Below are 6362 nucleotides of genomic sequence, written 5' to 3' on the forward strand. Positions count from 1 at the left end.
CGCCAGGCGCGCCGCCCAGGTGCTCGCCGCCAACATGACCGGCGACCCCGCGACGTGCGCGGTGGCCGGGCCCGTGGGCGGTGGCGGCGTCGCCGTGCTCGTGAGCGGTGCGGCCGCGGCCACGATCACCACCTCGGCCGGTCAGACCCGGCTGTCCGGCAGCGACTCCCTGACCTGGGCCGACCGCCTCATCAACGGCCCCGTCGAGCGCGTCGAGCTGACCCTGCCCGGTGCCGGTCAGGCGCATCCTGCCGTCCGATTCGACGGCGGCGTCGTCCACGGCGGCGGCCTCGCGGGCGACTTCGGCGAGGCCGGGGCCGTCCCCGCCGGCTCCGGAGGGCGGGCGGCCGCCGCCCAGTCCACGCCGCTCACCAGCGAGTTGCCCAACACGGCGCTGCACTTCGAGCCCGACCTGATCCAGGGCCCGCCCGCCTCCGAACGGCCCGCGGTCAACATCCCGCCCTACCCGATGTCGGGCGATCACCCGCCCGCCGCGCAGGGCTCCCCGCAGGGCCACCAGCCGGCGGCCCACTCAGGGTTCCAGCATGGTGGTCAGCCCGGTGGTCAGCCGGGTGCCCAGCCAGGTCCACAGTCAGGAGCACAGTCAGGTGCGCAGTCAGGTGCGCAGCCGGCTCTCCAGCCGGGTGCGCACTCCGGGCCGCAGCCGGTGCCGCAGTCCGGTGGGCTCCACTCCGTTCCGCCTCCGCAGGAGCAGTCCCCCTTCCAACCGTCCCAGGAGCAGTCCCCGCCGAGCGCGTTCTCCAGCCTCGACGAGCCCGCGCCGTCGGGCAACGGCACCTTTCCCGACGAGCTCGACCAGCCCGGCGCTCCCGACCACTTCGGCCAGCCGGGCCCGCGCCTGTCGGCCGTTCCCGACTTCTACGACCAAGGCCCGCAGCACGCGGGCCCGCCCGATCACGCCGACCAGCCGGGCCCCCAGCCGATGCCCGAGCCCTTCGACCAGCCCGGCCCGCCGCACCAGGAGCAGGCCGAGCACGGCGACCGCCCCCTGGTCTACGGGGTCGACTGCAAGAACGACCACTTCAACGACCCGCGGGTGCCCTACTGCGCGGTCTGCGGCATCGCGCTGGTCCAGCGCACCCTCGTCCCCTACAAGGGCCCGCGGCCCTCGCTCGGCGTCCTCATCCTCGACGACGGCACCGCGCTGCCGCTGGAGACCGACTACCTCCTGGGCCGCGACCCCGAGCGCGCGCCCGAGGTGGCGGGCGGCTCCGCCCGGCCGGCCAAGGTCACCAGCCCCGACGGCTCCGTCTCGCGCCGCCACCTGCGCGTCGCGCTCGACGGCTGGGACGTCAACCTGGTCGACCTGGGCTCGGTCAACGGCACCCAGATCCAGCCGCCGGGCGACCCCAACTTCTACGACATCCCGCCCAACGAGCCCGTCACCATCGCGCCGGGCACGACGGTCCGCGTGGGCGTCTCCCGCACGATGCGCTTCGAGCCGCACCGGGGGTGACGCGGCCCCGGGCTCGCCGGGACCACGTGTCCGTCGAGGCCCCATGCGCCGCCGCCGTCCCTGGATGTCCAGGGAAGGTGACAGCCGCAGATGCACGGTCATCAGCCGTGTGCGGGTGCCAGGCGCCTATTCGGAGGGGCGGCGGGGTGGGGGCGGCCACCCGCCCGTGAAGGTGTGGACGGCGCGCAGGATGCGTACGGCGGCCTCCATGCCGCTGGCCGCCTCCAGGGCGCGCCCGGCGGCCGTGGCCAGGCGGCTCAGCAGGTGCTCGTCGCAGTCGCGGAAGGCGCGACCGGCCACCCAGATGAGCACGTGCTCGCGTGTGGCCAGCGGCACCGGCGTGGCCAGGAACCCCGGTTCGCCCACGGACGGGTCGCGGGGGAGGCGCGCCGACCCCGGCGACACCGTCAGGATCTTGAGCACCCCCGACTCGGTCAGCCACGGCCGCACCCTCAGCGGATCGCCGGGCGGGCCGTGGACGTGGACCAGGCGGGCGACCTCCCGGAGCGGGTCCACCCGCACGAAGCCGGCGTAGGCCGTGCCGGTGACCGTGGCCGCGGCGCGCGCCAGCCGGTCGGTCAACCCGGCGCGGTCCAGGCCGGACAGCGAGGTCACGAGGTCGTGCACGGCGATGTGCATGGCGATGTCGACACGGTCGCAAGGCATCGGTGTCCCTCGACGGAGGGGGCGGAGATCTCGCAGCTTCGATCACGCGAGTCTCACTGGCGGTGACTCGGAGTATCACCCTCGACGTGGCACTTGACCAGACCTTAACGGGAAAGCGAAATTTTCTCCCTGCAAGCCCACCGCGGAGGCCCTGGGCGCCCGCTTCCGGCACCCCCGGCGTGCGCTATCGGGGCCGCAGGCGTACCCACTGGACGTCGTCGGCCCACGTGCCGTCCTGCTTCGGGAACAGCTCCCGGTGCACGCACTCCGGCACGAACCCGGCCCGCCGCAGCACCGACTGCGACGCCGTGTTGCCCGCGTCGGTGCCGGCCGTGATCCGGTGCAGCGCCGTGTTCGCGAACGCCCAGTCCACCAGCAGGCTCACCGCCCGCGTGATGAACCCCTTGCCCCGGAACTCCGGCAGCAGCGAGTAGCCGATCATGGCCTGCCCCAGCACCGGCACCACGTGCGTCAGTTGAACGTGCCCGGCGAAGGCCCCCGACCCGGCGTCCCTGACGGCCAGCTCGGCGCGCTGCCCCGACACCCACCAGTAGCCGGTGTTGCGGCAGCGGCGTTCGTCGTCCTCCAGCGTGGTGGGCGGCCCCACGTGGTAGGCGGCCACGCTCGGGTCGGCCAGCATCCGGTGGTAGTCCGCGGCGTCCTGCCCCGCCAGCGGCACCAGCCGTACGACCCCGTCGGTGAGCTCGCCATCCTCGAACGGCGGCAGGTAGGGCGGCGCGCCCTCGCCCGGGTCGCCCGGCAGCCGCGCGAAGGTGATGAAGTCGTCGCGGCCTCCGTCGCGCGATTGCCTGGCGCCGCGCCTGCGCCCCTCCTCCCGGAACCCGGCCCGGTAGGCGACCTTCAGGCTGGCCACGTTCTCCACCCCCACCTGGAGCTCCACCCGGGGGACGCCCTGATCGAACAGCCACTGCGCGACCGCCCGCACCGCCGTGCTCGCCACCCCCTTGCCGCGCGCCCACGGCGCCACCAGATAGCCCGCCTCCACCGAGCCCCACCGGTCGGGCGCCGCCACGCCGACGGCCCCCACGTAGGCGCCGTTCTCGGTGACGGCGAACTCCGCCCCGCCGCGCGCCCACGCGTCCGTGGCCGCCGCCACGTAGTCGAGGGCGTCGGCCGTTGTGTAGGGCGAGGGCAGCTGGCTCAGGAACGCGGCCGTGACCGGATCGTCACAGGCCGCGGCGATCGCCTCGGCGTCCGACTGGAGCGGCGCGCGCAGCACCAGGGAGCCGGTGGAGATCACATCGTGGGGGAGCATCCCCCATAGATATCGCCTGTCGGTGACCGTTCGAAAGCCATATAGCCTTGCCGCCATGGGTTTCCGCAGGCATGGGCCGTTCAGGGCGGGGGACCAGGTGCAGCTCACCGACCCCAAGAACAAGCGCCACACGATCACGCTCAAAGAGGACGGCGTCTTCCACACGCACAAGGGCGCCATCCCCCACAGCGATCTGATCGGGCAGCCGGAGGGCTCCGTGGTGCGTTCCTCCGGCGGCACGCAATACCTCGCCTTCCGCCACCTGCTTCAGGACTACGTCCTCGCCATGCCCCGCGGCGCCGCCGTGATCTACCCCAAGGACGCCTCGCAGATCGTCGGCATGGCCGACGTGTTCCCCGGCGCCCGCGTCATCGAGGCCGGGGTGGGCTCCGGCGCGCTGACCTGCTTCCTGCTGCGCGCGGTCGGCTCCGAGGGGCACGTGACCTCGTACGAGCGGCGCCAGGACTTCGCCGACATCGCCCGCGGCAACGTGGAGAGGTTCTTCGGGACCGAGAAGGGCGGCCCGCTGGACGGCTGGCGGCTCGTCGTCGGCGACCTGACCTCGTCCATCGACGAGATCGACGTCGACCGGGTGATCCTCGACATGCTCGCCCCGTGGGAGTGCGTCGACGCCGCGGCCAAGGCCCTCACGCCGGGCGGCGTGATCTGCTGCTACGTGGCCACGACCACCCAGATGTCCAAAACCGTCGAGGCGATTCGCGATCACGGGAGTTTCACGGAGCCCCACGCGTGGGAGACCCTGGTTCGCGACTGGCATGTCGAGGGTCTCGCCGTACGTCCCGACCATCGGATGATCGGGCACACCGGGTTCCTCGTCACCGCCCGTCGCATGGCGGACGGCGTGACACCCCCGCCGCGCCGCAGACGACCGAAGGGAACGACCGAAGAAATATGACAATTTGGCCACGAGGGCGCTTTGGTGCCTGACACGGGAACAAGCGGCCGTGTTCAGATGCTGGCAGAGTTAAACGCATCGTTGGGGATTATTCACCGAATACTGTATGTCACTCGACGAACACTGCCCGGCCAGGTTACGGAGGGGCCCGAGATAGGTAAGGTCCTAAGTAGTCGCCCTCGACTGGGAAGGAGGTGACGGGGCGTGGCAGCTCGCGATGATGCTGAGGCTCGAGCCGCGCAGCGCGAACGGGAGGTCGCTGATCTTTCAACACAGGTCTCCTTCCTCCAGGAGGAGATCACCGCGCTGAGGCGGAAGCTGGCCGAGTCACCCCGTCAGGCCAGGGTCCTCGAAGAGCGCCTTCACGAGGCACAGGCGAATCTCGCGGCCGTCACCGGCCAGAACGAGCGCCTGGTCGCCACGCTGAAGGAGGCACGGGACCAAATCGTCGCCCTCAAGGAGGAGGTCGACCGGCTGGCGCAGCCGCCATCCGGGTTCGGCACCTTCCTGGAGGCCAGAGAAGACGGCACGATCGAGGTGTTCACCGGCGGCCGCAAGCTGCGCGTGAACGTCAGCCCCGCCGTCGACGTCGACTCGCTCAGGCGTGGCCAGGAGGTCATGCTCAACGAGGCGCTCAACGTGGTCGAGGCGCTCGGCTACGAAGAGGTCGGCGAGATCGTGATGCTGAAGGAGCTGCTCGACGAGGGCAGGCGCGCCCTGGTCATCTCGCATGCCGACGAGGAGCGCGTCGTGCGGCTCGCCGAGTCGCTGGTCGGCCAGCCCATCAGGGCCGGTGACTCGCTCCTGCTCGAGCCCCGCTCGGGCTACGTCTACGAACGCATCCCCAAGTCCGAGGTCGAGGAGCTGGTGCTCGAGGAGGTCCCCGACATCTCCTACGAGGAGATCGGCGGCCTCACGCGGCAGATCGAGCAGATCAGGGACGCCATCGAGCTGCCCTACCTGCACGCCGACCTGTTCCGCGAGCACAAGCTGCGCCCGCCCAAGGGCGTGCTGCTCTACGGCCCGCCCGGCTGTGGCAAGACGCTCATCGCCAAGGCCGTCGCCAACTCCCTGGCCAAGCAGGTCGCGGAGAAGACCGGCCAGTCCGGCAAGAGCTTCTTCCTCAACATCAAGGGCCCCGAGCTGCTCAACAAGTACGTGGGCGAGACCGAGCGGCACATCCGCCTGGTCTTCCAGCGCGCGCGTGAGAAGGCCTCCGAGGGCACCCCGGTGATCGTGTTCTTCGACGAGATGGACTCGATCTTCCGCACCCGCGGGTCGGGCGTGTCGTCCGACGTCGAGAACACCATCGTCCCGCAGCTCCTGTCGGAGATCGACGGTGTCGAGGGCCTGGAGAACGTCATCGTCATCGGCGCCTCCAACCGCGAGGACATGATCGACCCGGCGATCCTGCGGCCGGGCCGCCTGGACGTCAAGATCAAGATCGAGCGGCCGGACGCCGAGGCGGCCAAGGACATCTTCTCCAAGTACTTGGTCACGGACCTCCCGCTCCACCCGGACGACCTGTCCGAGCACGGCGAGTCCCGCGCGGCCACCATCCACGGCATGATCCAGAGCACCGTCGAGCGGATGTACACCGAGAGCGAGGAGAACCGCTTCCTCGAGGTGACCTACGCCAACGGCGACAAGGAAGTCCTCTACTTCAAGGACTTCAACTCCGGCGCGATGATCCAGAACATCGTCGACCGGGGCAAGAAGATGGCCATCAAGCAGTTCCTGGAGACCGGCCAGAAGGGCCTGCGGGTGCAGCACCTGCTCACGGCCTGCGTGGACGAGTTCTCCGAGAACGAGGACCTGCCCAACACCACCAACCCCGACGACTGGGCCCGCATCTCCGGCAAGAAGGGCGAGCGGATCGTCTACATCCGCACGCTGGTCTCCGGCAAGCAGGGGGCCGAGGCCGGTCGTTCCATCGACACGGTCGCCAACACCGGCCAGTACCTGTAGCGGGCCGGCAGGCGAGACGGAAAGGGCCGCGCGGACTTCCGCGCGGCCCTTTCCGCTGC

The 6362-nt window shown here is 71.0% G+C and carries 5 protein-coding genes; 3 read left to right on the forward strand and 2 right to left on the reverse strand.

Annotated elements, in window-relative coordinates; translation table 11 throughout:
* Window positions 1-1477: FHA domain-containing protein (locus tag DQW85_RS47140; RefSeq protein WP_338043427.1), on the forward strand; the 1477-nt coding region annotated here is incomplete at its 5' end.
* Between the two features lie 126 nt (window positions 1478-1603).
* Here DQW85_RS47140 and DQW85_RS29720 read toward each other — a convergent pair.
* Both DQW85_RS29720 and DQW85_RS47760 read right to left on the reverse strand, forming a co-directional pair.
* Window positions 1604-2143: a hypothetical protein gene (locus DQW85_RS29720; protein WP_113703144.1), complete on the reverse strand. Its 540-nt coding sequence runs from the start codon at window positions 2141-2143 to the stop codon at window positions 1604-1606.
* 184 nt (window positions 2144-2327) lie between these two features.
* Entirely contained in the window at window positions 2328-3419 is a 1092-nt protein-coding gene (locus DQW85_RS47760) for a GNAT family N-acetyltransferase (protein WP_113703145.1), read from the reverse strand.
* 55 nt (window positions 3420-3474) lie between these two features.
* On the opposite strand from DQW85_RS47760, the gene DQW85_RS29730 reads away from it, so the two are divergent.
* Together DQW85_RS29730 and arc are read left to right on the forward strand one after the other, a co-directional pair.
* Window positions 3475-4335, forward strand: coding sequence for a tRNA (adenine-N1)-methyltransferase (locus DQW85_RS29730; RefSeq protein WP_113703146.1), 861 nt, complete (start codon window positions 3475-3477; stop codon window positions 4333-4335).
* A gap of 204 nt (window positions 4336-4539) precedes the next feature.
* Window positions 4540-6303, forward strand: a complete 1764-nt coding sequence (arc, locus tag DQW85_RS29735) for a proteasome ATPase (RefSeq protein ID WP_113703147.1) — start codon at window positions 4540-4542, stop codon at window positions 6301-6303.
* Window positions 6304-6362: the final 59 nt, after the last annotated feature.

The organism is Nonomuraea lactucae (assembly GCF_003313395.1).
Classification (GTDB): domain Bacteria; phylum Actinomycetota; class Actinomycetes; order Streptosporangiales; family Streptosporangiaceae; genus Nonomuraea; species Nonomuraea lactucae.